We start from the raw sequence: 23,291 nt of genomic DNA on the forward strand, positions 1-23,291 counted from the left end.
GTAACACTCGCGAGTATGGGCCGGTATCTCATCGAACCTTTCGACCACAGCGACCGCTACGCCACCGAGCGCTACCAGGGGGCGGCCGGGCGCAACTGGTGGACCTGCGACCCCACGCTGCGCCTGCTCATGCGGCGCCACCTCGGCGACGGCTTCGCCTGGGCCGAGCCCCACCTCGAACGGCTCGGCGCGCTGATGGGCGGCCTGGTCGCCGAGTGCGCCGAGGAGACCGACCGCAACCCGCCCCGCCTGGAGAAGTACGACAAGTGGGGCAGGGACGTCAGCCGGGTCGTCATGCCGCCGTCCTTCCAGGCCGCGCGCGCGGCGCTCATGGAGGACAACTTCACCTCGCCGTCGTTCGCCGAGGAGGCACGGGCGAACGGGGCGGATCCGTCCGCGCTGGCGGCGGCCTGGACGTACCTGCTCGACCAGGCCGACATCGGGATGGGCTGCGCACTCGGCACCGGCGGGGACATGGTGGTCTCGCTGGCCGAGAAGCACGCGCCGCCGGACGTGCGCGACCGGGTCCGGGAGATCTTCGCCGACGGCTACTACTCCGGCGAGGCCGCTCAGATGTTCACCGAACGCACCGGCGGCTCCGACCTGGCCGCCCTGGAGGCGTGGGCCGAGCCCGACGGGGAGGCGTGGCGGCTGACCGGGTTCAAGTGGTTCGCCTCCAACGCCAACGGCTCGGCGTTCGTGGTGCTCGCCCGCACGCCGGACGGGTCGGTGGCGCCGTTCCTGGCGTTGTGGGAGCGGCGCGACGGCTCGCGCAACGGGGTGCGCATCCGGCGGCTGAAGGACAAGCTGGGCACCCGCTCGGTCGCCTCGGCCGAGGTCGAGTTCACCGGCGCCGAGGCGTTCCTGCTGGCCGGGCGAGGCTCCGGCTCCGGGCTCGGGACGATGATGAAGCTCACCAACGCCTCCCGGCTGGGCGTGGCCATGATGGGCGTCGGCGTGGCCAGGCGGGCCCTGGTCGAGTCGGTCTGCTACGCGCGTTCCCGCGAGGCGTTCGGCCGCCCGCTCATCGACCAGCCCCTGATGCGCCGCAAGCTGGCCGAGCTGATCGTCGAGGTCGAGGCCGCCCAGGCGATGGTGTTCGACGGCCTGGTCGGCCCCCGCCTGCGGCTCGGGCCCGCGCTGATCAAGCTGCGCGCCGCCCGGCTCGGCCTGACGGCGGCCAGCGACGCGATCGAGGTGCACGGCGGCAACGGCTACATCGAGCAGTGGCCGGTGGCCAGGCTGCTGCGCGACGCCCAGGTCAACCCCATCTGGGAGGGCGGCGACAACATCCTGTGCCTGGACGTGCGCCGCGCCATGCTCCGCGAGGAGGCCCACGTGCCGTTCCTGGCCCGCCTGCGCGCCCTGGCCACCTCCGACCTGGTGCACGCACGGATCGACGACCTGTCCAAGGCCGTCGCGGCCTGGCACGGGCTCGACCCGGCGCTCGCCGAGGAACGCCTCTATCCGCTGGCCCAGTTCATGGCCGACGTCTACGCCGCCGCCCTGCTGGAGGACCAGGCCGGATGGGGCCTCGACGACGGGCGCAAGGCCCTGGTCGCCCGCCTGTACGCCGAGGCGCACCTGGCCGAGCGCGGCCCGCTGCGCGGCATCGACGCCCCGGCGGCCGACCACTTCGACGCGTTGCTGGCCGGGGCCCTCGCCTGAGGGTACGCTCGGCAGGTTTCCCCGAGGCGAAGCCGCACGTTCCCCGGAGGAGGGGCGCATGACCGTACGCGTCGAGCGCGAGGGGCCCGTCACCACCGTCGTCATCAGCAGGCCGGAGGCGCGCAACGCGGTGGACAGGAAGACCGCCGACGCGCTCACGGACGCGTTCGCCGGCTTCGAGCGCTCCGACGCGGCCGTGGCGGTGTTGTGGGGCGAGGGCGGCACGTTCTGCGCCGGGGCCGACCTCAAGGCGCTGGACAACCACGTCGGCGAGGACGGCGACGGCCCCATGGGGCCCACCAGGATGCGCCTGTCCAAGCCGGTGATCGCGGCCGTCGCCGGGCACGCGGTGGCCGGCGGGCTGGAGCTCGCCCTCTGGTGCGATCTGCGGGTGGCCGAGGAGGACGCGGTGTTCGGCGTCTTCTGCCGCCGCTGGGGCGTGCCGCTGATCGACGGCGGCACGGTGCGGCTGCCCCGGCTCGTCGGCGGCTCCCGCGCCATGGACATGATCCTCACCGGCCGCGCGGTGAGCGCCCCGGAGGCCCGTGACATGGGCCTGGTCAACCGCCTGGTGCCCACCGGCACGGCCCGGCGGCACGCCGAGGAGCTGGCCGCGCGGATCGCCGCGTTCCCGCAGGCGTGCCTGCGCGGCGACCGCATGTCGCTGCTGGAGCAGCACGGCCTGCCCGAGGACGAGGCCATGCGCAACGAGCTGCGCCACGGCCTGGTCTCGCTGCCGGACGCCGCACAGGGCGCCGCCAGATTCGCCGCCGGCGCGGGCCGCCACGGCGACCCCGCCTGACCCGGCACCGGCGGGCGTCGCCTGGCCGGGCGCGGCCTTTTCGAGGCGTGCCGGCTAGCCGGGTGGCTGGTCGGCGGCGGCGATCGCGCGCTGGTAGCGGCTCGTCAGCGTGCGCAGCGCGGCCACCAGCTCCGGCGAGTCCACGACCGTGAAGTCCGCGTCGAGCAGGCCCAGGTGGAGGGCGAGCATCTCCGGGTGGTCCGAGCCCGGCTCGAACACGCACCGGTCCTCGCCCAGCGGCTGCACGTCCACCGGGATCGGCAGCCGGTCGCGCACGTGCGAGGCGGGCGCGTGCACGATGACCCGCGCCCGGTAGCGCCAGGTCGCCTCGCCGGCCCCGCGGGCCACCCGCGCCGTGATCTCGTGGTCGGGCGGCAGCTCGCGGGGCGTGAAGCGCGGCCCCGCCGGCGTCCGTGGTTCGATCCGGTCGACCCGGAAGGTGCGCCAGGCGTCCCGGTCGACGTCCCAGGCCACCAGGTACCAGCGCCGCCGGACGTGCACCAGGCGGTACGGCTCCACCGAGCGCCGGCTGGCCGCCCCGGAATGCGCCCGGTAGTCGAACCGCAGCCGCTCATGGTCGCGGCACGCGCTCGCGATCACGGTCAGCACGTCGGGATCCACCTGCGAGCCGCGCGACGGCATCGGCAGCGCGTACGACCGGAAGGCGCTCACCCGGTGACGCAGCCGCGCGGGCAGCACCTGCTGCAGCTTGGCCAGCGCCCGCATCGAGGTCTCCTCGATCCCGGCGATCGAGCCGCTCGCGGCGGTGCGCAGGCCGATCGCGACCGCCACCGCCTCGTCGTCGTCCAGCAGCAGCGGCGGCAGGGCGCCGTCCGAGCCGAGCCGGTAGCCGCCGGCCACGCCCGGCCGCGCGTCGACCGGGTAGCCGAGCGCGCGCAACCGGCCGACGTCGTTGCGGACGGTCCGGGTGGTGACGCCGAGCCGGGCGGCCAGCTCGGTGCTCGTCCAGTCGCGCCTGGCCTGGAAGAGGGACAGCAGGCGCAGCAGCCGCGCCGAGGTTTCCAGCATTCTTCGATCCTGACGACAATCTAGGAACGATCCTTTCCGCGAATGTTCCTAGTGTTCTCCGCATGAGCGCAAGAGCACTCATGGCCGAGCCGTTCACGAGGAGAAACGCCGTGCGCGACGACATCCAGCCCTTCCGCGTCGAGATCCCCCAGGCCGACGTCGACCACCTGCACGACCGGCTCGCCCACGCCCGCTGGCCCGGCGAGCTGCCCGGCGTCGGATGGACCCGCGGCGTGCCGCTCGGCCACCTGAAGGAGCTCGCCGGGTACTGGCGGACGCAGTACGACTGGCGCGCCCAGGAGGCCCGGCTCAACCGGTACCCGCAGTTCACCACCGAGATCGACGGCCAGCGCATCCACTTCCTGCACGTCAGGTCCGACCGCCCCGACGCCAGGCCGCTGCTGATCACCCACGGCTACCCGAGCTCCGTCGCCGAGTTCCTGCACCTGATCGAGCCGCTGGTCGCCCCGGACGAGGGCCCGGCCTTCCACGTCGTCGCGCCGTCGCTGCCCGGCTACGCCTTCTCCACGCCGCTGGGCGGGACCGGCTGGACGATGGGGCGCACCGCACGCGCCTGGGCCGAGCTGATGGGCCGCCTCGGCTACGAGCGGTACGGCGTGCACGGCGGCGACGTCGGCGCGGGCGTGTCCGGCCTGCTCGCCGGCCTCGACGGAGAGCACGTCGTCGGCGTGCACGTGGTGACCGATCCGTTCACCGCCGCGAACGTCGCCACCTTCATGCCGGGCATCGCCGACCGGCTCGACGCCGACGACCCGGTCGACAAGCTGATCCTGAGCCGGATGGAGGCCTTCCAGCAGGAGGGCTCCGGCTACCTGGCGATCCAGAACAGCCGGCCGCAGACCATCGGCTACGGCCTGGCCGACTCGCCGCTGCTGCAGCTCGCCTGGATCGCCGAGAAGGTCCACGAGTGGACCGACCTGCCGGTCGACCGCGACCAGCTGCTCACCACGGTCAGCCTGTACTGGTTCACCGGCTCCGGCGCCTCCGCCGCGCACACCCTGTACGAGCAGGCCCACTCCGCCGACTGGGGCGCGCCGCCCGCCGTGCCGCAGGGGTTCGCGGTCTTCGGCGCCGACGAGACCGTGCGCCGGCTGGTGCCCGCGCCGGCCGGCGCGCACTGGAGCGAGTTCGAGCGCGGCAGGCACTTCCCCGCGATGGAGGCCCCCGCCCTGCTGGCGGCCGACCTGCGGGCCTTCTTCGGGCCGCTGCGGTGAGCGACGTGCTGAGCCGGCGTCGTCTCAACCGGGCCACGCTGGCCCGCCAGTACCTGCTGGAACGCGCGCCGGGCCGGGCGATCGACGCGATCGAGCACCTGGGCGGCATGCAGTCCCAGGCGCCGCTGGCCCCGTACGTGGGGTTGTGGACCCGGCTGCGGGGCTTCGCGCCGGATGAGCTGTCGGCGCTGACCGAGCAGCGCCAGGTGGTGCGGCTGCACCTGATGCGCAACACCGTGCACCTCGTCAGCGCGCGCGACTGCCTGGGCTGGCGCGCGCTGTTCCGTCCGCTGCACGCCGCCGGCTTCCGCGCGCACTTCCGCCGCGGCCTCGGCGACGCGGACCGGGAGGCGCTGCTCGACCAGGCCGGGCGGCTGCTGGCGGAGCGGCCGCGCACCCGGGGCGAGCTCGGCAGGCTGCTCGCGCGGAGCCGGCCGGGCGCCGATCCGAGCGCGCTGGCCTACGCGGTCACGCATCACCTCGCGCTGTGCCAGGTGCCGCCGCGGGGCGTCTGGGGCGGCACCGGCCCCGCCGCGTGGGCGCCGGTCGAGAGCTGGCTCGGCGCGCCGCTGCGCCCGGTGCCGGTGGACGCGCTGGTGCTGCGCTATCTCGGCGCGTTCGGCCCGGCGAGCGTCGCGGACGTGCAGCTGTGGTCCGGGCTGACCCACCTGCGCGAGGTGGTGGAACGGCTGCCCCTGCGGGTGTTCCGCGGGGAGGAGCGGCAGGTGCTGTACGACCTGCCCGACGCGCCCCGCCCGGCCGAGGACGTGCCCGCCCCGCCCAGATTCCTCCCCGAATACGACAATCTGCTGCTGTCACACAAGGACCGGACCCGGGTGATCCCCGGCAGCCGCCCCGTCCCGCTCCCTCCGGGCAACGGCGCGACCACCGGCACCTTCCTGCTCGACGGCATGTGGCAGGGCACCTGGCGGATCCGGGACCGGACGCTGCGCATCCGGCCCTTCACCCCGTTGCGCCGCACGGATCGCGACGCCCTGCTGGCCGAGGCCGCCCGGTTGTGCGCCTTCCTGGAGCCCCGGGCGACGTGCGACCTGGTCCTCGAAGAGCCGTAGGCTCGTCAGCCGAGCACCGGGAAGTTGGACCTGATGACGCTCAGCGGGTCGCGGGCGCGCTTGAGGTCGCGCAGCCGGGCCAGCGTCTCGGGCGAGAACGCCGCCGCCGCCTGCTCCCCGCCGTGCAGCATCGTGAACGGACGCCGCCCGGTGCTGAACGGCACCAGCGACTTGCCGAGCCGCTCCATCCGCTCGGCCACCTCCGGCGACGGCAGGCCCAGCGCGTGCACGAGGTACGGCTCCGCCAGCCGCTCCACCGCGCCCCCGCCCTCGACCGGCCTGGCCACGGCCCCGCCCAGGTGCCGGACCTGCACCGCCAGCAGCGGCTCGATCGGCTCGCCGGCCAGCACGCCGGCGACCTCGTCGTCCAGCCTGGTCAGCAGCTCGGTGTGGCCCACGCCCGGGCTCGGGTCGACCGGCTCGTCGCAGATCGAGGCCAGCTCGGCCACCGGCAGCCGCCGCCTGGTGTCGGCGATCGCCCCGCCCACCGCCTCGAACGGCCGCAGCAGCGCCCCGGGGTCGGCCCCGAGGTAGGTGCAGTCGGCCATGACGAAGCCGGGGGCTCCGGGCGGCGTCAGGAGCTGGAACCACACCGACAGCTCCTCCGGCGCGTCGGCGGTGACCTCGCGGAAGGCCGCCATGACGTGCTCGGCGCGGTCGGCCGGCCAGATGATCCGGCCGCCGTACAGCGTGGGCGCGGGGTGCAGGTCGAACTCCAGCGCCGTCACGATCGCGAAGTCGCCGCCGCCGCCGCGCAGGGCCCAGAACAGCTCGGGGTCGCGTTCGGCGGTCACCCTGACCCGGCCGCCGTCGGCGTCCACGGCCTCGACGGCGCGCACGCTGTCGGCGGCGAAGCCGTACTTGCGGCTGAACCAGCTCAGGCCGCCGCCCAGGGTGTAACCGGTCACGCTCACCACCGGCGAGCTGCCCGCCAGGCCGGTCAGCCCGAGCGGGCTCGCGGCCGCCAGCACCTCGCCCCACTTCACGCCCGCGCCGACGCGCGCCACGCCGTCGCGGATCTCCACCCCGCCCAGCCGGCCGGTGCGCAGCAGGATCGTTCCCTCGGTGTCGCCCGACGCGCCGTGGCCGCTCGGCTGCGCGGTGACCGCCAGGCCGTGCAGGCGGGCGTAGCCGATCACGGCGGCCACGTCGTCGGCGTCGGCCGCCTCGACCACCGCGCGCACCTGCTGGTCCACCGCCAGGTTCCAGGGCCGTCGCGCCTGGTCGAAGCCGTCGTCGCCGGGAAGAAGCACCGGGCCGGCCGTCATGTTCCTCAGTTCGTTCATGTGATCGATGATGCGTCGTCCCACTTGCGTGGGAATTGGGGTTGACTTGAGGTCTGTGAAGTTCCGACTTTTCGGGCCGCTCGAGGTGGACGACGCCGACGGCGTCCGGCTCGACCTCGGCACCCGCAAGCAGCGCGCGGTGCTGGCCATGCTGGCGCTGGAACCGGGCCGCATCGTGCCGCTCGACCGGCTGATCGACGAGCTGTGGGCGGGGGAGGCCCCGGCCAGGGCCACCGCCACGCTCCAGGCGTACGTGTCGCACCTGCGGCGGGTGCTCGAACCCGGACGCAGGCCGCGCACGCCGCCCCGGGTGCTGCTCACCCGCGAGCCCGGCTACCTGCTGGACATCGCGCCCGGCCAGACGGACGTCGCCCGCTTCGCCTCCTGGACGGCCGACGGCGCCCGGCTGGTGCGGCAGGGACGGCACGGCGAGGCGGCGCGGGTGCTCGACCGGGCGCTCGGCCTGTGGCGCGGCGAGCCGCTGGCCGAGTTCCCCGGGCTCGCGCCCGAGGTGCCGGCCCGGCTGGAGCAGCTGCGGCTGGCGGCCGAGGAGGACCGGCTGGAGGCGCGGCTGGCGCTGGGCGAGGCCACCGTGCCCGACCTGGAGGCGCTGGCCGAGGCGCACCCGTACCGGGAGCGGGCGTGGCGGCTGCTGGTGCTCGGGCTCTACCGGGCGGGCCGGCAGGCCGACGCGCTGGCCGCCCTGCGCCGGGTGCGCGGCCTGCTGGCCGGACGGCTGGGCATCGAGCCGGGACCGGAGCTCAGACGCCTGGAACAGGCCGTCTTCGACCAGTCCCCGGCCCTGGACGTCCCCGGCGCGACGACCGCCCGCCCGGCGGCGGACCGGCGACCGGACAAGGACGCGGAGGCCGCCCCGGAGCCCGGGCCGATGGCGGGCCGGAGCGCGGGCGAGCGGCTGGTGGGACGGGAGGCGGAGCTGCGGACCCTGGAGGAGCTGCTGGGCGCGGCGCGGGCCGGGCGCGGCGGGCTGGCGCTGGTCACCGGCGAGCCGGGCATCGGCAAGACCAGCCTGGCCAGGGCCGCCGCCGACCTGGCCGCCGCCCGCGGATTCCGGGTGGAGTGGGGCAGGTGCCTGGACGACGCCAGGGCCCCGGCGTTCTGGCCGTGGACGCGCGCGGGCATGATCCCGCCGTCGCCGCACGCCGAGCTGTTCGACCTCTACGACGCCGTGCTCGACTCGCTGCGCGGCGGCCCGCTGCTGCTGGTGCTGGAGGACCTGCACTGGGCCGACGCCTCCTCGCTGAAGCTGCTCGGCCACGTCGCCGGCGAGCTGGCGGGCACGTCCGCCCTGGTGCTGGCCACGCTCAGGCCCGAGCCGGACGGCCATCCGGCCCAGCTCCGCGAGACCCTGGCCGCCCTGTCCAGGGAGGGCCGCAGGCTGCCGCTCGCGCCGTTCGACGCCGACGGGGTGCGCGACTTCCTGCGCCTGCGCGAGGTGAGCGCCGACCCGGGGGAGCTGCTCGACCGCACCGGCGGCAACCCGTTCTACCTCACCGAGCTGCTGCGGCTGCCCGAACGCGAACGCCACCTCGTCCCGCCCGGTGCGCGCGACGTGATCGACCGCAGGCTCGCCAGGCTGCCCGGGACGACGCTGGACCTGCTCAGGGCCGCCGCCGTCGCGGGCCGCGAGGTCGAGGTGGACCTGCTGGCCGCGCTCGTGGAGCAGCCGGTCGAGGACGTCATGACCGGCCTGGAACCGGCCCTGGCCGCCGGGCTGCTGACCGAGGCCGCCGGCTACCGCTTCTCGCACGCCCTCGTCCGCCAGGCCCTCGACGCCGGCCTGACCACGCTCGCCCGCGCCCGGCTGCACCTGCGGGCCGGCCTGCACCTGGAGAGCGTGCCCGGCGCCGACCCGGCGCTGCTGGCCGGCCACTTCGCCGCGGCGGCCAGGCTGGGCGGCGCGCCCAAGGCCGTCACGCACGCCTGCGAGGCCGCCGCCCAGGCCGCCGCCCGGCACGGCCACCAGGAGGCCGTCGAGCTGTGGGAGCTGGCGCTCGCCCACCTCCCGCCCGGCGACTCGGCGCGGCGCTGCCGGTTGCTCACCGAGCTGGGCCGGGCCCGCCGCAGCCTGGGCGACGCCGCCGGCGCGCACCGAGACCTGGACGAGGCCGTCGCCCAGGCCCAGCGGCTCGGCGACAGGGACGCGCTGGTGGCCGCCGTCTCGGTGTTCGGCGGGCTGTCGGTGTGGAACTGGCGGCCGTACGGCGTCGTGGACGAGACGATGGTCGCGGTGCTGGAGGACCTGCTCGCCGGCGGCCTGGACGCGGCGTCCAGGGCGGCGCTGCTCGGCACGCTCGGCATCGAGCTGCACTACGGCCCGCGCCGCGCGGAGGGCGAGCGGCTGGCGCTGGAGGCCGTCGAGCTGGCCCGCGGCCTGGACGACCCGATGCTGCTGGCCAAGGCGCTGAACAACTACCTGATCGCCGGGTTCGTCCCGGGCCGCAACGACGCGCGGCGCAGGGCGGCCGAGGAGATGCTGGCCGTGCCCGGCCTGCCCAGGGAGGCCCGGCTGGTCGGACGCGTCCTGCGCATGTCGTGCCTGCTGCGCGCGGGCGACCTGGCCGAGTGGGCCAGGGACCTGGACCGCTGCGAGCAGCTCCTGCACGAGGTCGCCCGGCCCGAGCTGGAGGCCATGGTCCGCGTCTCCCAGACCGCCGCGCACACCCTGCACGCCCGCTGGGACGAGGCCGAGGCCCTGCTCGGCCGCTTCCCAGGGCTCGCGTTCGGCGGCAGCCTGTGGGGGATCGAGGCGCGCCGCCTGGGCACCCTCTACACCTGCAGGCGCGGCCAGGGCCGGGGCGCGGAGCTGCTGGCGGAGCTGGTGGCGGCGGGAGAGCGGCCGCTGATGAGCCCGGTGCGGCCGCTGGCCGTGCTCGCGGCGCTGGAGGCCGGGCGGCCGGAGCTGGCCCGGGAGCTGATCGGCCGGTGGGGGGTGGAGCTGCGCGAGGACTGGGCCGCCGACTTCCTGCACCCCGTCTGGGGGCTGGTGGCCGCCCGCCTCGGCACGCCCGACCCCGCCGAGCTGTACGAACGGCTGCTGCCCAGCGCCGGCCAGCTCATCGTCATGGGCATGGGCAGCGCCGCCTGGGGCTCGGTGCACGACGTGCTGGCCGAGCTGGCCCGGCGGCTCGGCCGCGGACGGGCGGCGCGCGAGCACAACGAGGCCGCCGTCGAGCTGCACCGGCGGCTCGGGCTGACCTACTGGGAGACGCGCAGCCGGGGGTGGCGTCCCGGCTGACTGTCGGACCCGCCGCGTATCGTGATCTCATGCCTGACATCGAGGTCGCGGGCCGTTCCGTCCGCGTCACCAGCCCCGACAAGGTGGTCTTCCCGCAGTCCGGCCACACCAAGCTCGACCTGATCCGGTTCTACCAGGCGGTCGGTGAGGCGGCGCTGCGCGGCGTGCACGGGCGGCCGATGGTGCTCAAGCGGTTCGTCCACGGCATCGAGCAGGAGGCGTTCTTCCAGAAGCGCGCGCCGGCCAAGCGGCCCGACTGGATCGAGGTGGCCGAGCTGCGCTACCGGTCCGGGCTGAGCGCCGAAGAGGTGGTCTGCACCGATCTGGCGCAGTTGCTCTGGGTGGTCAACCTCGGCTGCGTCGACCTCAACCCCCATCCGGTCCGCGCCGACGACCTGGCCAGGCCCGACGAGCTGCGCATCGACCTCGACCCCGTCCCGGGCGTCGAGTGGGCCGACGTGCTGGCGACCGCGCAGGTGGCTCGGGAGGTGCTCGCCGACCACGGGCTGGTCGCCTGGCCCAAGACGTCCGGGTCGCGGGGTTTCCATGTCTATGCCCGGATCGACCGGCGGTGGTCGTTCGCCCAGGTGCGCAAGGCGGCCGAAACCGTGGCGCGCGAGGTCGAGCGGCGGGCCCCCGACCTGGCGACCAGCCGGTGGTGGAAGGAGGAGCGCCACGGCGTGTTCGTCGACTTCAACCAGAACGCCTACGACCGCACGGTGGCCTCGGCGTACTCGGTGCGGGCGGTGCCCGACGCCCGCGTGTCCACCCCGCTGAGCTGGGAGGAGGTGCCCGGCTGCCGGCCCGAGGAGTTCACCGTCGACAGCGTGCCGAAGCGGCTGGCCGAGCTCGGCGACCCGTGGGAGGACATGGACCTGCACGCCGGGTCGCTCGACGGCCTGCTGGAGCTGGCCGAGGAGCTCGGGCCCGCGCCCAAGCCGCCCAAGGGCAGCGGGCGCAGGCAGCAGACCATGCCGGTCATCGAGATCGCCAGGGCCCAGCACAAGGAGGAGGCTCTGGCCGGGCTCGACCGCTGGAAGGCCCGCCACCCCGAGGTCGCGGCCCTGCTGGAGCCCGCCGACGTGCTGGTCGACGGCATGCGCGGGCGCAGCAGCGTGTGGTACCGGATCCGGGTCAACCTCCAGCACGTGCCGGAGGGCGAACGGCCGGCGCAGGAGCCGCTGGAGGTCGACTACGACCCCTGGCAGGGCGCCGGCGGCCCCTGACCCCTCACCCGTAAGTGGAGATCAGCGGCCCGAGACGAGGTTGCCGAGGCGGGCGTACAGCGAGGTGCCGGTGCCGCGGTCGTTCTCGTGGCGGTCGGCGGCCCGGAACAGCGTGTAGATGAGCTGCACGCCCGCCCACCGCAGCGGCTCCGGCTCCCACTGCCGCACCTGCCGGCCCACCCACGGCAGCGCCGTCAGCTCGGTGTCCCGCCGCAGCACCAGGTCGCGCAGCGTGCGCCCGGCCAGGTTCGTGGTGGTGACGCCGCTGCCGACGTACCCGCCGGCCCAGCCCAGCCCGCTCGCGTGGTCGAGGTGCACGGTCGAGCACCAGTCGCGCGGCACGCCGAGCACCCCGCACCACGAGTGCTGCACCCGCGCGTCGGCCGCCGCCGGGAAGAGCTTCACCAGCATCCGCCACAGCAGCGCCACCGTCCGCGCCTGGGTGGCCCCCCGGCGGTCGGTACGCGACCCGAACCGGTACGGCACCCCCCGCCCGCCGATCGCGATCCGGTCGTCGGCCGTGCGCTGGGCGTAGACGTAGGCGTGGGCCTGGTCGCCGAGCAGCTCGTGCCCGGCCCAGCCGATGTGCTTCCACACCTCGGCGGGCAGCGGCTCGGTGACGATCATCGAGCTGTTCATCGGCAGCCACTGCCGGTGCTGCCCGGCCAGTGACGCGGTGAAGCCCTCGGTGGCGCGGATGACGTAGTCGGCCGAGACGACGCCGTGCGGCGTGTGCGCGGTCGCCTTGCCGCCGCCCACGCGCGGCCGGATCTCGGTCACCGTCGTGCCCTCGAAGACGTCCACGCCCAGCGCGGCCACGGCCGAGGCCAGCCCGACGGCGAGCTTGGCCGGCTGCACGCGGGCGCAGTGCGGCGAGTACGCGGCCTCCAGCGTGCCCGCCACCTGGAGGCGTTCGCGCTGCTCGTCGCGGTCCATCAGCCGCATGTCGTCCTCGGCGTAGCCCCAGGAGCGCAGGTCGGCGACCTCCTCGCGGAGCCGCCGCCGCTGGGCCGGGTTGGTCGCCACGTGCACGAGACCGCCCTTGTGCACGTCGGCGTCGATGCCCTCGGCGCGGGTGACGTCGATGACCTCGTCCACCGCGCGGAACATGGCGTGCTGAAGGTCGATCATGGCCTGCCGGCCGCGGGCCTGGGCGTGCCGCTCGCGGGAGCCGGCGAACTCGGCCGACAGCCAGCCGCCGTTGCGCCCGGAGGCGCCGAACCCGGCGAACTCCTTCTCCAGGATCGCGATCCGCAGGTCCGGCTGGGCCTTCTTCAGGTAGTACGCCGTCCACAGGCCGGTGTAGCCGCCGCCGACGATCGCCACGTCGTACTCGCGGGAGCCGGGCAGCGAGGGCCGCCTGGCGGGCAGGCCGATCTGCCGGTACCAGAACGAGACGCCCCCGTTGGCGTAGTCGTCGGTGAGCGGGATGCCTGTCATGACTGTTCTGCCTCCACGGCTGCTACGTGCCCCTCCGCTGATTCCCCATCCGCTCTGTCCCCGGCGGACGGGGTGGGCGGGCTGATCACCCAGAGCACCTCGGCGGTCTCGTCGCCGTCGTTGACCACCCGGTGCGGGACCGATGTGCGGTACTCCACGCTGTCGCCGGGCCCCAGCGGGTGCGCGGCGGCGGACCCGGCGGGGCCCAGCCAGAGCGTGAGGCTGCCGCGCAGCACGAGGAAGATCTCCTGCGAGTCGCCGTGCGTGTACGGCTCGTCGCCGGTGGAGGCGCCGGGGTCGAACTCGCCGGCGTACATCTCCACAGTGCGCAGCGGGCGCTGGGAGATCAGGAACTTGCGGGTGCCCGGCGCGGTGGCCAGCTCGGGACGCTCGGCGCGGCGCACCACGCGGTGGGCGGGCTCGTCGTCCTCGTTGAACAGGTCGGCCACGGTGATGCCGAGCGCGGAGGCGATCCTGCGCAGCATGCCGATGCTCGCGCTGGTCTGCCCGCGTTCGAGCTGGCTGATGAAGCTGGGGCTCGCCTTGGCCTCGCCGGCCAGGGCGCGCACGGTCATGCCGCGCATGCCTCGGTAGACCCGGATGCGGGTGCCCAGGTCCGTCATCGAACCTCTCGATCGGTCAGGCTGAACAAGTTGTTCAGTGACGGTACCGACGGCGGAGAAAGCCCAGCAAGAGGGGGGTGCCTAACGAATCGGTAACCGGTCTCAGCCGCGGGTCGGCGCGGATCGGCCGCGGGTCAGCCGCGGGTCGGTCGCTGGTAGCCCTCGTCGCCGCCGTAGACGCGCACCGACGGGTCCCGCTCGGGCTGCGTGGCCGGGCTGGTCGGCGAGGCGGTGTGCTCCTCGGCGAAGTCGTCCGAGGGCACGGGCGGCGGCGGGAACAGGTAGTCGTGCCAGGTGATCCGGCCCTTGGGATCGGCCTCGGTGGTGAACGCGCCCGCGCGCTGCGCGGCGGCCAGTCTGCCCGGGATGCGCACCGGCAGGCACAGGCGGCGCAGACGGCGGGCGTCCAGCCAGGTCCTGGTCAGCTCCTCGGTGCCGAGGACCTGCGGGCCGCCGTACTCGACGACGGCGCAGGCCGGGCCGCCGGCCAGCAGCGCGGCCAGGCGGCCGGCGACGTCGTCCACGTGCACCGGCTGCCACAGCAGCGAGCGGTCCACGGGCAGCACGGGCAGCGCCGACAGGTCGCGCAGCAGCCGGTCCACCGACTGGTGGAACGGGGTGGCGCGGACGACCGTCCAGGCCATGCCGCTCTCCCTGACCAGCCGTTCGGCCTCCAGCTTGTGCCGGTGGCCGGGCGCGCGGTCCGCGCCGGCGATCGAGGGCAGCAGCACGTGCGAGGCCCCGGCCGCGCGGGCCGCCGCGGTCAGCGTGCGGGTGCCGGCCAGGTCCACCTGGGCGCGGCCCTGCCGGCCGCCGGTGGCCAGGTGCGCGACGGCCTCGACCTGCCGGACGGCCTCGGCGACGCCCTTGCCCGAGGCCAGATCGCCCCACACCCACTCCACGCCCCCGCGGTCCTCGTGCCGGGTACGGCTGAGCGCCCGTACCCGATGTCCCGCCTTGAGCAGGACGGGCACCAGGGCCCTGCCGAGGGTGCCGGTGGCTCCTGTGACCAGAATGCGCATGCCGGGTCCATACCCGCGAATCCCCAGAGATGACAATGATTTTCGTGACGAGGTCTGTGGACGGCGGTGCGGGGTAGAGCCGCCAATATGGCTCGTATCGCATCCGAATCCCTGGTCGAACGGCTCGCCGAGTGGGGCGTGGACACCGTCTTCGGCCTGCCGGGCGACGGCATCAACGGCATCATGGAGGGGCTGCGCCGTCATCGTGACCGGGTGCGGTTCGTGCTGGTGCACCACGAGGAGGCCGCCGCCTTCATGGCCACCGGCTACGCCAAGGCCACGGGACGGATCGGCGTCTGCCTGGCCACCTCCGGCCCCGGCGGCATCCACCTGCTCAACGGCCTCTACGACGCCAAGCTCGACCACGTCCCCGTGCTGGCCATCACCGGCATGCAGGAGACCGCCGTGCTCGGCACCGGCTACCAGCAGGAGGTCCACCTCGACAAGCTGTTCGCCGACGTGGCCGAGTACAACATGATGATCACCAACCCGGCCCAGCTGCCCTCGCTGGTGGACCTGGCCGTCCGGACGGCCTACGCGCGGCGCGGCGTCGCCCACCTCACGCTGCCCAACGACATCCAGGTGGCCGACGCGGGGGAGGACCCGTACCGGACGGTCGCGCCGGTGCGCGCGCCGGAGACCGCGCCGATCTACCTGCGGCCCCCGGGGCTGCCGCGCCGGGAGGACCTGGCGCGCGCCGCCGAGGTGCTCAACGCCGCCGAACGGCCCGCCATCCTGGCCGGGCAGGGCGCGCTGCACGCCCGGCAGGAGGTGCTGGCCGTGGCCGAGGCGCTGGGCGCGCCGGTGGTCAAGACGCTGCCCGGCAAGGCGGTCGTCCCGGACGACTCGCCGTACACGACGGGCGGGATCGGGCTGCTCGGCACCAGGCCGAGCGAGGAGCTGATGGACGAGGCCGACGTCCTGTTCATGATCGGCACGAACTTCCCGTACTCGAAGTTCCTCCCCGAGCCGGGCAAGGCGCGGGTGGTGCAGTTCGAGGCCGAGCCGACCAGGGCCGGGGCGCGGGTGCCGACCGACGTGCCCGTGGTGTGCGACGCCAAGGAGGGCCTGCGCGAGCTGCTGCCGCTGCTCACCCGGCGCGACGGCGGCGGACACCTGGCCAAGTACCAGAAGCTCATGGCCAAGTGGCGCTCCGACATGGACAGCCTGGAGAACCCCGACAGGGACCCGATCGCCCCCCAGTACGCCATGTCCGTCCTGGACGACCTGGCCGCCGACGACGCCATCCTGACCTGCGACAGCGGCACGATCGCCACCTGGGCCGCCCGCCACTGGACGATCCGCGGCGGGCGCGAGTTCTACCTGTCGGGCACGCTGGCCACGATGGCGCCCGGTCTGCCGTACGCCATCGCCATGCAGCACGCCTTCCCCGGCCGGCAGGTCATCGCCTACGTCGGCGACGGCGGCTTCGCGATGCTGATGGCCGAGTTCCTGACCGCCGCCCAGCACCGGCTGCCGGTCAAGGTCGTCATCAACAACAACAACTCGCTCGGCCAGATCCTGTGGGAGCAGATGGTCCTCGGCTATCCCGAGCACGGCGTGCGCTTCGCCCAGCCTGAGGCCGACTACTCGGTCTGGGCCAGGGCGTGCGGCGGGTTCGGCGCCAAGGTCACCAAGTCCGGGGACGTGGCCGCGGCGATCAGGCAGGCGCTCGCCCACGACGGCCCCGCCCTGGTGGACGTGGACGTCAACCCGAACGAGCCGCCCATGCCCGGCAAGGTCTCCTACGACCAGGCCAAGAGCTTCGCCCAGGCGTTCCTGAAGGGGCAGCCGCACAAGGCGGCCATCGCGACCACCCTGTTCAAGGACCGCATCCAGAAGTTCACCGACTGACAGTGATGATGGAGATGAGCGCTTCCCACCAGGGCTTGACCCAGCGACTGACTGACCTCGGGTCCTCCACCGGATCTGTCAGCCCTGGCTGGGAGGCGCTCACCTGCACTCACCGGACGCGGCACCTGTGACTTCATAGGAGCCTGGCCAGAGGCCCCATCACTGTCTTGTCCGCTTGCCCGGCCGGTGCGTGCCGCCCTGCCCCTCGGTCAAGACGACAGGACGACGATGACCCCCATTACACCCGACACCGCCCCGATCAGCGAAGTCGCCGGCGGTGTGGACACCCACCAAGACACCCACACCGCAGCCGTGATCGACCCGGTCGGCAGAGTGCTGGGAACCGAGCAGTTCCCCGCCACCCCGGCCGGATACGCCGCCCTGCTGGCCTGGATGCGCGCTTTCGGGCACCTGACACGCGTCGGGGTCGAGGGCACCGGCGTCTACGGAGCCGGGCTCACCCGCCTGCTCCGGGCCGAGCACCTCGACGTGATCGAGATCGACCGGCCTGACCGCAAAGCCCGCCGTTTTCAGGGCAAGTCAGACCCGATCGACGCCATCGCCGCCGCCAAGGCCGCGCTCGCCGGCGACCGCACCGGCACCCCCAAGCAGCGCGAAGGCCGCATCGAGGCGCTGCGCACCCTGCGTATCGCCCGCCGCAGCGCGATTGACCAGCGTGCCGACACCCAACGGCAGATCAAGGCTCTGATCGTCACCGCCCCGGACGCACTGCGCCAAAGCCTGCGCGGCCTGACCACCACAAAGCTGATCGTCACCTGCGCCGGCCTGGCCCCTGACCGCGACCACGCCGCCGGCCCTGCCACCGCCACCCAGCTCGCGCTGCGGTCCCTGGCCCGCCGCCACCAGCAGCTGTCCGCCGAGATCGCCGACCTCGACGAACTCCTGGACGCCCTGGTGACGGCGATCAACCCGCGGCTGACCGCCACCTACGGCGTGGGCACCGACACCGCCGGCCAGCTCCTGGTCACCGCCGGCGAAAACCACGACCGGATCCACAACGAAGCCGCCTTCGCCATGCTGTGCGGCGTCGCGCCGATCCCCGCCTCCTCCGGCAAGACCACCCGCCATCGCCTCAACCGCGGCGGCGACCGCCAAGCCAACGCAGCCCTCTACCGCGTCGTCCTGTGTCGCCTGCGCTGGGACCCACGCACCCGTGCCTACATGGAACGACGCACTCAAGACGGCCTGTCCAAGAAAGAGATCATCCGCTGCCTGAAGCGCTATGTCGCCCGCGAACTCTACGGGCTCATCACAGCAAACGATCAGGAACACGTCGCTTGACATCCATAGGAGCATCCGCCGTCCGGCGGCCGGTCACCGGGCCCGGCAGGCGGCGGCGATCCGGGCGGCGGTCTCCAGCAGCGGGTCCACCAGCCGGGGCAGCTCGCGGGCGCGCCGCGAGGCCAGCACGATCCCCACGGCGGCCACCGCCCGCCCGTCCACGACGACCGGCGCGGCCGCCGAGCACGAGCCGAGCGTCATCTCCTCGTGCGTCAGCGCGTAGCCCTGCGCCCGTACCGCCGCCAGCTCCCTGGCCAGCCGGCCCGGCTCGGTGACGGTGTGCGGCGTGGGCCGTTCGAGCGCGCGGGCCAGGTACGCCTGCACGAACCACTCCGGCTCGAAGGCCAGCAGCGCCTTGCCCACCCCGGTCGGGTGCATCGGCAGCCGCCCGCCCGTGCGCGAGACGATGGGCACGGCCCGCCTGCCGTACACCTTGTCCACGTACAGGACCTCCAGGCCGTCGCGGACGGCGAGGTGCACGTTCTCGCCGGTGGTGGCGAACAGCTCCTGCAGCCAGGGGTGCGCGCGGCCCTGGAGGCTGCCGGGTGCGAGCTGGCCGAGCTCCCACAGCCGCAGCCCCACCCGCAGCCGCCCGTCGGGGGAGCGGCTGAGCGCCTGCCACTCCTCCAGCTCGGCCACCAGCCGGTGGGCCGTGCTCAGCGGCACCCCGCTTCGCCTGGCCAGGTCGGTCAGCGTGAGCTGCGGATGGGCCGCGTCGAACGCCCCCAGGATGGCCAGCACCTTGGACGTCACCGTCTGCCCCGGACGCCGGGCTCCTCCGGACATGACCACACTCCTGCGCACATCTTCCACTCAGTGGAAGAGGCTACTCGGCTCCGGGGGCCGGCAGGCAGCAGACTTCCCTCATGCGAACTCAGGTCGGGATCATCGGCGCGGGCCCCGCGGGCCTGCTGCTGTCTCATCTGCTCCACCTGCGCGGCATCTCCTCGGTGGTGCTGGAGAAGCGCAGCCGGGCCTACGTCGAGCGGCGGGTCCGCGCGGGCGTCCTGGAGCAGGGCACGGTGGACACGCTCGTCGAGGCGGGCGTCGGCGCGCGCCTGCTGCGCGAGGGCCTGCCGCACCACGGCATCGAGCTGCGGTACGGCGGCGCGGGCCACCGCATCGCCTTCGACAAGCTCGTGCCCGGCCGGGCCATCACCGTCTACGGGCAGCAGGAGGTCGTCAAGGACCTGATCGCGGCCCGGCTGGCGGCCGGCGGCGACCTGCGGTTCGAGGTCGAGGACGTCGAGGTGCACTCGCCGGAGTCCGAGCCGTACCTCACCTTCGGCGGCGAGCGGCTCGACTGCGACGTGATCGCCGGGTGCGACGGCTTCCACGGCGTCTCGCGGCCGAGCGTCCCGGACGGGGTCCTGGAGGTGTTCGAGCGGGAGTACCCCTTCGCCTGGCTCGGCGTCCTGGCCGAGGTGGCGCCGTCGTCGGAGGAGCTGATCTACGCCAGGACCGAGCGCGGCTTCGCGCTGCACAGCATGCGCTCGCCCACGGTCAGCCGCTTCTACCTCCAGGTCCCGGCCGACGCCGACGTGGCGCAGTGGCCCGACGAGCGGGTCTGGGCCGAGCTGAAGGCCCGCCTGGAGACCGTCCCGGGCTTCGAGCTGACCACGGGCGAGATCATCGAGAAGGGCGTCACGCCGATGCGCTCCTTCGTCGCCGAGCCCATGCAGTACGGGCGGCTCTACCTGGCCGGGGACGCCGCCCACATCGTGCCGCCGACCGGCGCCAAGGGGCTGAACCTGGCCGTGGCCGACGTCCGGGTGCTGACCGAGGCGCTGGCGGCGTTCTTCGAGCACGGCTCGCCGGAGCTGCTCGACGGCTACTCGGCGGCGTGCCTGAAGCGGGTGTGGCGGGCGCAGCACTTCTCGTGGTGGATGACGACGCTGCTGCACACCTTCGACGAGGACGACCCGTACGGGCGGCGGCTCCAGACCTCCTACCTGGACTACGTCACCTCCTCGGAGGCGGCGGCGACCACGCTGGCGGAGAACTACGTCGGACTGCCCTTCGACCGACCGCACGTCTGACCGCGCCACCCGCCCCCCAGGCGGGCTGACCTCGGGCGATGCCTTAAAGTTGGCGCGTGGTTTTCGAGGAGGGCTGGGCGCATGCGCCCCTGCGGTGGTTGATGGACACGCTGGGCCATGCCCAGCTCGCCAGGATGGAGTGCGAGCCGGCGCTGGTCGCGGCCGTGGATCAGCACGCGGCGCTGCTGCGTGACGCGATCCCGCTCGACCGCGAGACCCTCGGCGACTATCTGCTGGGCTTCCTCGACGAGCTGCGCCACCGCGGCTGGATCTTCAGCGGCGACCACGACGCGCCCGCGCTGCGGCTGACGGCGGTCTGCTGGCTCGCCCGCGAACAGGGCTTCCTCGCCGAACCCGCCTGACCCCGCGCCGGACGCCCGGCCGTGAGGGGTCCGCGTGACCGGGCGCTTGTCCCGGTCACACGGAGCTCAGCTCTCCGGCGGGAGGTCCGCGCGGGTCGCCCCGCCGGTCGTCCCCCCGGTCGGGCCCATGGTCGGGCCGGTCGGGCCGGTGGTGCCGGGCGCGCCCGGTGTGGTGCGGGCCGGTTCGGCGGGCCGGGCCATCGAGCGGGCGTCCTCACGCCCCCGCTGGTACGCCTCGGCGTGCGCCCTGGCCTGCGGCGCCTCCGCCTCGATCCGGCCGATCCAGCGCTCCCAGCGCTGCTGCATCGGACGGACGAGCCCGCCGCCGAGGCCGATGGCGATGATCGCGCCGATGGTGGCGAGCACGGTGATGAGCACCGGCGTCGTCACGGTCGTGGCGACGCCGATCTGGTTGAGCGCGGCGATGATGCCCAGCGCCCAGATGAAGACGGCCGCCGCGATGCCGAGCCAGCGCCCGTAGGACAGCCCGCCGAGCGCGCCGTCGACGAGGTCCCTGACGGCCCGGGCGATCGCCCCGGCGATCACGATGATCACGATGGCGACCACGGCCTTGGGCAGCCAGCCCACCACCCCGTTGAGCAGCGCCGAGATCGGGTTGGGCCCGAAGACGCTGAAGGCGATCTGCAGGGTGATCAGCAGGATCGCGTAGTAGACGAGCTTGGCGAGCAGCCCGCTGGCGTCGTACCGGCTGCTTTCGAGCCAGCGCTGCACGCCGCTGCGCTGTACCGCCCGTTCGAAGCCGACGCGGTCGAGGATCTTGTCCACGAGCTTCTGCAGCGCCTTCGCCACGATCCACCCGATGATCAGGATCACCAGGAACGCGACCAGCCTGGGCACGAACGTCGCGACCTGTCGCCAGGCGTCCGTCAGGCCTTGGCCAATATTGATGTCCACGGTTTCCTCCAGGACGAGGAGCTCATGGAGTCGCGGTACCCGGCTGAACTGGGACTATGCACGCATTGCTACCAAATTTTCGCTCAGTGTTACATTTGTATAAGTGTGCGCAGAGGTCAGTAGAGCCGGCGCAGGTCCATCTGGAAGTTCTGGTGCCAGGTCTGGCCGCCGTCCACGGTGGTCTCGCCGATCTCGTGCCAGGTGGTGCCGGTGAACGTCAGCGTGTAGCGGCTGGTGTAGGCGGGCGTCTGGAGGCTCCACTCGAAGGTGTCGTCGCCGACCACCGGCACCACCGTGGTGACGTAGCCGCGCGAGAACGCCTCCCAGCGGTACTGGCCGGTCGCCTCGGAGTAGTTGATCACTGCCAGGGCGCTGTCCACGATCGTGCGCGGGTCGGCCTTGTCGCGGCCCTGGCCCTCGACCGAGATCACCAGGTCGCCCGCCTGCCAGCGCACCCGCTCGGTCTGCAGGAACTCCTGCCGGGTGCCGGACGGCGTGACGGTCCAGCCCGCCCCCGCCCATGTGCCGATCATGAACGACAGCCGCCGCATGGCCTCCGCCTGCCCGGCGAACGCCTGCCCGCCCGCGGCCGGGGCGGGCGTCCGGGCGGCCGTCGCCGGGGCGGGGGAGAGCAGGGCCGCCAGTAAGGCGAGCGGCAGGAGCAGGCGGACCAGTGACTTCATCAAGGCGTCCTCGTCAGTGAGCGGCTGATGCCGAGCCGGGGGTGAGCGGTCAGGTAGAGGCCGGTGGCGGCGTCGTACAGGTCGTTGGCGTCCATGCGCATGGGGGCCAGGGTGCTGCCGGCGGGCGTGACGTTGCGCAGGGCGCGCAGCCCCGCGTCGTGGGCGGCGGTCACCAGCTCGCTCATCGGCGCGGTGCCGCCGGCGGTGGTGGCGTCGGTCAGGTCGGACAGCCCGGCCGTGATCGCGGCGAACGCGTGGTCGGACGTCCCGCCCCTGACCAGGTGCTGGGCCAGCCAGAAGTAGCTGGCCCGGCCGCGGTACTGCCGGTAGACCGAGGAGACCATGGTCAGCAGCCGCTGGTAGGCGTTGCGGTACAGGGACTCGTAGAAGCCCTGGGCCTCCTGCTCGCTCACCTCGCCGCGTTCGGTGGCCGTGATCGAGGCCGCGGCCAGCAGGGCGCTGTACATGGCCAGGTGCACGCCGGTCGACAGCAGCGGGTCGAGGAAGCAGGCGGCGTCGCCGGCGATGCGGTAGCCGGGGCCGCAGAAGGAGTCGGCCACGTACGAGAAGTCCTGCTCGACGCGCACCGGGCCGGTGAACCTGCCGATCAGCCCCGCCACGGTCGGCGACTCGGCCACCACCGCGTGGAACATCTCCTCCGGCGACCGGTAGTGGGGACGCCGCTCCAGGAAGCGGGTCTGGTGGGTGACGAAGCCGACGCTGAACACCTCGCCGCGCAGCGGGATCACCCAGTACCACCCTTCCGGTGCGGAGATCACGTTGATGCCGCCGCCCGGCGTGTCGGGAAGGAGCTCGCCGCCCTGGTAGTAGCCCCAGATGGCGACGTTCCTGAAGACGTCGTGCGGTCGTCGGTCACGGAAGTGCTGCGCCGACAGTACCCCGGCGCGTCCGGAGGCGTCGACCACGTGATCGAAGCGCTCCAGGCCGCGGTCCCACTCGGCGGCGCAGGCGCGGCCGTCCTCGAACAGCACCCGCCTGACCCTGGCCCGCTGGATCACCTCGACGCCCTGGGAGGCGGCGTGGTCCAGCAGCACCTGGTCGAAGTCGTCCCGGTCCACCTGCCAGGAGCGCACCTCCGGGCCGAAGGTGGCCGCCCAGTTCACCGTCCAGTCGCGCTCGGCGCCCCAGCGCAGCAGCAGGCCCTCCTTGACGGGATAGCCGCGCTCCTCGATCTTCTCGTGCGCCCCGGCGTAGTCGATGATCGTCCGGCAGGACGGCGAGACGGACTCGCCGATGTGGTAACGCGGGAAACGTTCGCGTTCCAGGAGCCGGACGTCCATTCCGTTGCGGGCCAGCAGCGTCGCGGCGATCGAGCCCGCCGGGCCGCCGCCGATCACTAATACCTTGGTCATCGCGAGCCCTTCCGATAATCGAATACGTATTACGCAGTGACGGGCCCGGCGTGCGGGGCCCAATACGTAGGCCGATACGTATATTCCGGCGTTATTCTGG

The 23,291-nt window shown here is 73.7% G+C and carries 19 protein-coding genes; 10 read left to right on the plus strand and 9 right to left on the minus strand.

Translation table 11 applies throughout. The features are described 5' to 3' along the window. Window positions 1-15 precede the first annotated feature (15 nt). Together AB0J46_RS32445 and AB0J46_RS32450 are read left to right on the plus strand one after the other, a co-directional pair. Window positions 16-1,668 (plus strand): acyl-CoA dehydrogenase family protein, encoded by a 1,653-nt coding sequence (locus AB0J46_RS32445; RefSeq protein WP_364337983.1) that lies wholly within the window; start codon window positions 16-18, stop codon window positions 1,666-1,668. Between the two features lie 58 nt (window positions 1,669-1,726). Next, window positions 1,727-2,470 (plus strand): crotonase/enoyl-CoA hydratase family protein, encoded by a 744-nt coding sequence (locus tag AB0J46_RS32450; protein ID WP_364337984.1) that lies wholly within the window; start codon window positions 1,727-1,729, stop codon window positions 2,468-2,470. 54 nt (window positions 2,471-2,524) lie between these two features. On the opposite strand, the gene AB0J46_RS32455 is transcribed toward AB0J46_RS32450, so the two are convergent. Next, entirely contained in the window at window positions 2,525-3,499 is a 975-nt protein-coding gene (locus AB0J46_RS32455; protein ID WP_364337985.1) for a YafY family protein, read from the minus strand. Window positions 3,500-3,561: 62 nt separating this feature from the next. Between AB0J46_RS32455 and AB0J46_RS32460 the strand changes: the two genes are divergently transcribed. Together AB0J46_RS32460 and AB0J46_RS32465 are read left to right on the plus strand one after the other, a co-directional pair. Continuing rightward, window positions 3,562-4,734 (plus strand): epoxide hydrolase family protein, encoded by a 1,173-nt coding sequence (locus AB0J46_RS32460; RefSeq protein WP_364337986.1) that lies wholly within the window; start codon window positions 3,562-3,564, stop codon window positions 4,732-4,734. After that, window positions 4,731-5,807 (plus strand): winged helix DNA-binding domain-containing protein, encoded by a 1,077-nt coding sequence (locus tag AB0J46_RS32465; protein ID WP_364337987.1) that lies wholly within the window; start codon window positions 4,731-4,733, stop codon window positions 5,805-5,807. The genes AB0J46_RS32460 and AB0J46_RS32465 overlap by 4 nt, the downstream gene beginning before the upstream one ends. Window positions 5,808-5,812: 5 nt before the next feature. Here the strand turns inward: AB0J46_RS32465 and AB0J46_RS32470 are convergent, their stop codons facing one another. After that, the gene (locus tag AB0J46_RS32470; RefSeq protein ID WP_364337988.1) at window positions 5,813-7,093 is read right to left on the minus strand and encodes an FAD-binding protein; all 1,281 of its coding nucleotides are present in this window, start codon (window positions 7,091-7,093) and stop codon (window positions 5,813-5,815) included. Between the two features lie 55 nt (window positions 7,094-7,148). Here AB0J46_RS32470 and AB0J46_RS32475 point away from each other — a divergent pair, with 55 nt between their 5' ends. Both AB0J46_RS32475 and ligD read left to right on the plus strand, forming a co-directional pair. Further along, on the plus strand, window positions 7,149-10,352 hold the full coding sequence (locus AB0J46_RS32475) for a BTAD domain-containing putative transcriptional regulator (protein ID WP_364337989.1): 3,204 nt from the start codon (window positions 7,149-7,151) through the stop codon (window positions 10,350-10,352). A 29-nt stretch (window positions 10,353-10,381) separates the two neighbouring features. Continuing rightward, on the plus strand, window positions 10,382-11,578 hold the full coding sequence (ligD, locus tag AB0J46_RS32480) for a non-homologous end-joining DNA ligase (RefSeq protein ID WP_364337990.1): 1,197 nt from the start codon (window positions 10,382-10,384) through the stop codon (window positions 11,576-11,578). 21 nt (window positions 11,579-11,599) lie between these two features. Here the strand turns inward: ligD and AB0J46_RS32485 are convergent, their stop codons facing one another. The 3 genes from AB0J46_RS32485 to AB0J46_RS32495 all read right to left on the minus strand — a co-directional run bounded on the left by AB0J46_RS32485 (window position 11,600) and on the right by AB0J46_RS32495 (window position 14,663). After that, entirely contained in the window at window positions 11,600-13,018 is a 1,419-nt protein-coding gene (locus tag AB0J46_RS32485; RefSeq protein ID WP_364337991.1) for an FAD-binding oxidoreductase, read from the minus strand. Then, window positions 13,015-13,641 (minus strand): cupin domain-containing protein, encoded by a 627-nt coding sequence (locus AB0J46_RS32490; RefSeq protein ID WP_352356863.1) that lies wholly within the window; start codon window positions 13,639-13,641, stop codon window positions 13,015-13,017. The genes AB0J46_RS32485 and AB0J46_RS32490 overlap by 4 nt, the downstream gene beginning before the upstream one ends. Before the next feature lie 134 nt (window positions 13,642-13,775). Beyond that, window positions 13,776-14,663: an NAD(P)H-binding protein gene (locus AB0J46_RS32495; protein WP_364337992.1), complete on the minus strand. Its 888-nt coding sequence runs from the start codon at window positions 14,661-14,663 to the stop codon at window positions 13,776-13,778. An 87-nt stretch (window positions 14,664-14,750) separates the two neighbouring features. Here AB0J46_RS32495 and AB0J46_RS32500 point away from each other — a divergent pair, with 87 nt between their 5' ends. After that, window positions 14,751-16,517: a thiamine pyrophosphate-dependent enzyme gene (locus AB0J46_RS32500; protein WP_364337994.1), complete on the plus strand. Its 1,767-nt coding sequence runs from the start codon at window positions 14,751-14,753 to the stop codon at window positions 16,515-16,517. A 228-nt stretch (window positions 16,518-16,745) separates the two neighbouring features. Continuing rightward, on the plus strand, window positions 16,746-17,819 hold the full coding sequence (locus tag AB0J46_RS32505; RefSeq protein WP_364337995.1) for an IS110 family transposase: 1,074 nt from the start codon (window positions 16,746-16,748) through the stop codon (window positions 17,817-17,819). A 33-nt stretch (window positions 17,820-17,852) separates the two neighbouring features. Here AB0J46_RS32505 and AB0J46_RS32510 read toward each other — a convergent pair whose 3' ends face one another. Beyond that, the gene (locus tag AB0J46_RS32510; RefSeq protein WP_364337996.1) at window positions 17,853-18,605 is read right to left on the minus strand and encodes an IclR family transcriptional regulator; all 753 of its coding nucleotides are present in this window, start codon (window positions 18,603-18,605) and stop codon (window positions 17,853-17,855) included. Window positions 18,606-18,685: 80 nt separating this feature from the next. On the opposite strand from AB0J46_RS32510, the gene AB0J46_RS32515 reads away from it, so the two are divergent. Together AB0J46_RS32515 and AB0J46_RS32520 are read left to right on the plus strand one after the other, a co-directional pair. Continuing rightward, window positions 18,686-19,858: a 4-hydroxybenzoate 3-monooxygenase gene (locus AB0J46_RS32515; RefSeq protein WP_364337997.1), complete on the plus strand. Its 1,173-nt coding sequence runs from the start codon at window positions 18,686-18,688 to the stop codon at window positions 19,856-19,858. 56 nt (window positions 19,859-19,914) lie between these two features. Beyond that, window positions 19,915-20,220 carry a DUF6401 family natural product biosynthesis protein gene (locus AB0J46_RS32520; RefSeq protein ID WP_358285370.1) on the plus strand — a complete coding sequence of 102 codons (306 nt, stop codon included), beginning with the start codon at window positions 19,915-19,917 and terminating at the stop codon, window positions 20,218-20,220. Window positions 20,221-20,286: 66 nt separating this feature from the next. Here the strand turns inward: AB0J46_RS32520 and AB0J46_RS32525 are convergent, their stop codons facing one another. From AB0J46_RS32525 to AB0J46_RS32535, 3 genes are all read right to left on the minus strand, one after another. After that, a complete protein-coding gene (locus tag AB0J46_RS32525; protein ID WP_364337998.1) occupies window positions 20,287-21,135 on the minus strand; it encodes a hypothetical protein in 849 nt (282 codons plus the stop codon). 116 nt (window positions 21,136-21,251) lie between these two features. After that, a complete protein-coding gene (locus AB0J46_RS32530) occupies window positions 21,252-21,818 on the minus strand; it encodes a hypothetical protein (RefSeq protein ID WP_358285374.1) in 567 nt (188 codons plus the stop codon). Further along, on the minus strand, window positions 21,818-23,191 hold the full coding sequence (locus AB0J46_RS32535; protein ID WP_364337999.1) for an NAD(P)/FAD-dependent oxidoreductase: 1,374 nt from the start codon (window positions 23,189-23,191) through the stop codon (window positions 21,818-21,820). Before AB0J46_RS32535 ends, AB0J46_RS32530 begins: the two co-directional genes overlap by 1 nt. Between the last annotated feature and the right edge of the window lie 100 nt (window positions 23,192-23,291).

The sequence above is a fragment of the Nonomuraea sp. NPDC049758 genome (genome assembly GCF_040674635.1).
GTDB lineage: Bacteria > Actinomycetota > Actinomycetes > Streptosporangiales > Streptosporangiaceae > Nonomuraea.

Coding starts and splice junctions, on each gene's coding strand:
- AB0J46_RS32445 (WP_364337983.1), top strand. CDS start 16: ATGGGCCGGTATCTCATCGAACCTTTCGACCACAGCGACCGCTACGCC.
- AB0J46_RS32450 (WP_364337984.1), top strand. CDS start 1,727: ATGACCGTACGCGTCGAGCGCGAGGGGCCCGTCACCACCGTCGTCATC.
- AB0J46_RS32455 (WP_364337985.1), bottom strand. CDS start 3,499: ATGCTGGAAACCTCGGCGCGGCTGCTGCGCCTGCTGTCCCTCTTCCAG.
- AB0J46_RS32460 (WP_364337986.1), top strand. CDS start 3,562: ATGAGCGCAAGAGCACTCATGGCCGAGCCGTTCACGAGGAGAAACGCC.
- AB0J46_RS32470 (WP_364337988.1), bottom strand. CDS start 7,093: ATGAACGAACTGAGGAACATGACGGCCGGCCCGGTGCTTCTTCCCGGC.
- ligD (WP_364337990.1), top strand. CDS start 10,382: ATGCCTGACATCGAGGTCGCGGGCCGTTCCGTCCGCGTCACCAGCCCC.
- AB0J46_RS32485 (WP_364337991.1), bottom strand. CDS start 13,018: ATGACAGGCATCCCGCTCACCGACGACTACGCCAACGGGGGCGTCTCG.
- AB0J46_RS32490 (WP_352356863.1), bottom strand. CDS start 13,641: ATGACGGACCTGGGCACCCGCATCCGGGTCTACCGAGGCATGCGCGGC.
- AB0J46_RS32495 (WP_364337992.1), bottom strand. CDS start 14,663: ATGCGCATTCTGGTCACAGGAGCCACCGGCACCCTCGGCAGGGCCCTG.
- AB0J46_RS32500 (WP_364337994.1), top strand. CDS start 14,751: ATGGCTCGTATCGCATCCGAATCCCTGGTCGAACGGCTCGCCGAGTGG.
- AB0J46_RS32505 (WP_364337995.1), top strand. CDS start 16,746: ATGACCCCCATTACACCCGACACCGCCCCGATCAGCGAAGTCGCCGGC.
- AB0J46_RS32510 (WP_364337996.1), bottom strand. CDS start 18,605: ATGTCCGGAGGAGCCCGGCGTCCGGGGCAGACGGTGACGTCCAAGGTG.
- AB0J46_RS32515 (WP_364337997.1), top strand. CDS start 18,686: ATGCGAACTCAGGTCGGGATCATCGGCGCGGGCCCCGCGGGCCTGCTG.
- AB0J46_RS32530 (WP_358285374.1), bottom strand. CDS start 21,818: ATGAAGTCACTGGTCCGCCTGCTCCTGCCGCTCGCCTTACTGGCGGCC.
- AB0J46_RS32535 (WP_364337999.1), bottom strand. CDS start 23,191: ATGACCAAGGTATTAGTGATCGGCGGCGGCCCGGCGGGCTCGATCGCC.